Consider the following 2,500-nt stretch of genomic DNA (forward strand, 5'->3'; position numbering starts at 1 on the left):
TTGAATGTCTGTTTTGTATGGATTTGAGAAGATGATTTTGATTTGTGTGCTTTGCAGACCTGGCAGCGACCTACTCTCCCGTGTCTTAAGACAAAGTACCATTGGCGCAGGAGCGTTTCACGGCCGAGTTCGGAATGGGATCGGGTGCAGCCGCTCCGCCATAACCACCAGGTCGGCGAAGAACACAAACAGATGATGAGAAGCTGGTTAGGGGAGTAGGGGAATAAGGCAGTAAGGGAGTATGTTTTCCTTAAGCGTCCTCTGCTCCTTTGTCTTTCGTGCCTTGATATCAGAACTAGAACCTCGAAGCGTAAGCTTCGCAAGCGCGACCGCGCGTCGGCCACGTTTGGCCGCCCTCGCGGAGGATCAGCGGCGAAGCCGCGTACGATCCGTGAGCGCTGTTCTAAACTGATATCCATCAAGCTTTGCTTGATGGATATTGTAAATGGGAGTGATCAAGTCGATCGAGCTATTAGTACCGGTAAGCTGCATGCGTTGCCGCACTTCCACACCCGGCCTATCAACGTGGTGGTCTTCCACGGCTCTGATAGGGAATACTCGTTTTAAGGTTAGTTTCCCGCTTAGATGCCTTCAGCGGTTATCTAGTCCGTATATAGCTACCCTGCTATGCCGTTGGCACGACAACAGGTCCACCAGAGATACGTCCATCCCGGTCCTCTCGTACTAGGGACAGATCCTTTCAATATTCCTACACCCACGGCAGATAGGGACCGAACTGTCTCACGACGTTCTGAACCCAACTCACGTACCGCTTTAAATGGCGAACAGCCATACCCTTGGGACCTGCTCCAGCCCCAGGATGCGATGAGTCGACATCGAGGTGCCAAACAACCCCGTCGATATGGACTCTTGGGGGTCATCAGCCTGTTATCCCCGGCGTACCTTTTATCCGTTGAGCGATGGCCCTTCCACGCGGGACCACCGGATCACTATGACCGACTTTCGTCTCTGCTCGACTTGTCAGTCTTGCAGTCAGGCAGGCTTATGCCATTGCACTCGACGAACGATTTCCGACCGTTCTGAGCCTACCATCGCGCGCCTCCGTTACTCTTTAGGAGGCGACCGCCCCAGTCAAACTACCCACCATACACGGTCCTGGACCCGGATAACGGGCCGCAGTTAGACATCCATAAAAACAAGGGTGGTATTTCAAGGATGACTCCACAAAGGCTGGCGCCCCTGCTTCAAAGTCTACCACCTATCCTACACATGTCGTCACGAATGCCAGTGTAAAGCTATAGTAAAGGTGCACGGGGTCTTTCCGTCTAACCGCAGGAACCCCGCATCTTCACGGGGAATTCAATTTCACTGAGTCTGCGTTGGAGACAGCGGGGAAGTCGTTACGCCATTCGTGCAGGTCGGAACTTACCCGACAAGGAATTTCGCTACCTTAGGACCGTTATAGTTACGGCCGCCGTTTACTGGGGCTTCAATTCAATGCTTGCACATCTCCTCTTAACCTTCCAGCACCGGGCAGGCGTCAGACCCTATACGTCGTCTTGCGACTTCGCAGAGCCCTGTGTTTTTGGTAAACAGTCGCTACCCCCTGGTCTGTGCCACCCCCACCTGGTTGCCCAAATGGAGGTCACGCTTCTTCCGAAGTTACGCGTGCATTTTGCCGAGTTCCTTCAACGCAGTTCTCTCAAGCGCCTTGGTATTCTCTACCAGTCCACCAGTGTCGGTTTAGGGTACGGTCTATATGCAGGAGCTATTTCCTGGAACCGCTTCGCTGCAAGATCAATCCAATAAGACCTTACAACACACGCAATCCGTCACTACCTGCAGGCCCACGAATATTAACGTGGTTCCCATCGACTACGCCTTTCGGCCTCGCCTTAGGGGCCGGCTAACCCTGCTCAGATTAACTTTAAGCAGGAACCCTTGGACTTTCGGCGAGGGAGTCTCTCACTCCCTTTATCGTTACTCATGTCAGCATTCTCACTTCCGATACCTCCAGGATGTCTCACGACTGTCCCTTCACAGGCTTACGGAACGCTCCGCTACCACGCACATACGTGCATCCACAGCTTCGGTGTATGGCTTGAGCCCCGGTACATTTTCGGCGCAAAGACCCTTATTTAGACCAGTGAGCTGTTACGCTTTCTTTAAATGATGGCTGCTTCTAAGCCAACATCCTGGTTGTTTTGGGATCCTCACATCCTTTCCCACTTAGCCATAACTTAGGGACCTTAGATGGTGGTCAGGGTTGTTGCCCTCTCCACGACGGACGTTAGCACCCGCCGTGTGTCTGCCGACTAGTACTCCCCGGTATTCGGAGTTTGGTTAGGATCAGTAAGACGGTGAGTCCCCATAGCCCATCCAGTGCTCTACCCCCGGGGGTATTCGGTCGACGCTCTACCTAAATAGATTTCGCGGAGAACCAGCTATCTCCAAGTTTGATTGGCCTTTCACCCCTAGCCACAAGTCATCCCGATCTATTGCAACAGATATGGGTTCGGTCCTCCAGTACGTGTTACCG

2 rRNA genes (1 of these 2 cut by a window edge) are annotated in these 2,500 nt (G+C 53.0%); both read right to left on the reverse strand.

Features of this window, described 5'->3' with window-relative positions:
• Positions 1-57: 57 nt before the first annotated feature.
• A 5S ribosomal RNA gene (rrf, locus tag JNC70_RS22455) occupies positions 58-172 on the reverse strand.
• Positions 173-451: 279 nt separating this feature from the next.
• Positions 452-2,500, reverse strand: a 23S ribosomal RNA gene (locus JNC70_RS22460); it runs 860 nt beyond the window's last position.

Source organism: Brucella oryzae (assembly GCF_041929965.1).
In the GTDB taxonomy this organism is placed as follows: Bacteria; Pseudomonadota; Alphaproteobacteria; order Rhizobiales; family Rhizobiaceae; genus Brucella; species Brucella oryzae.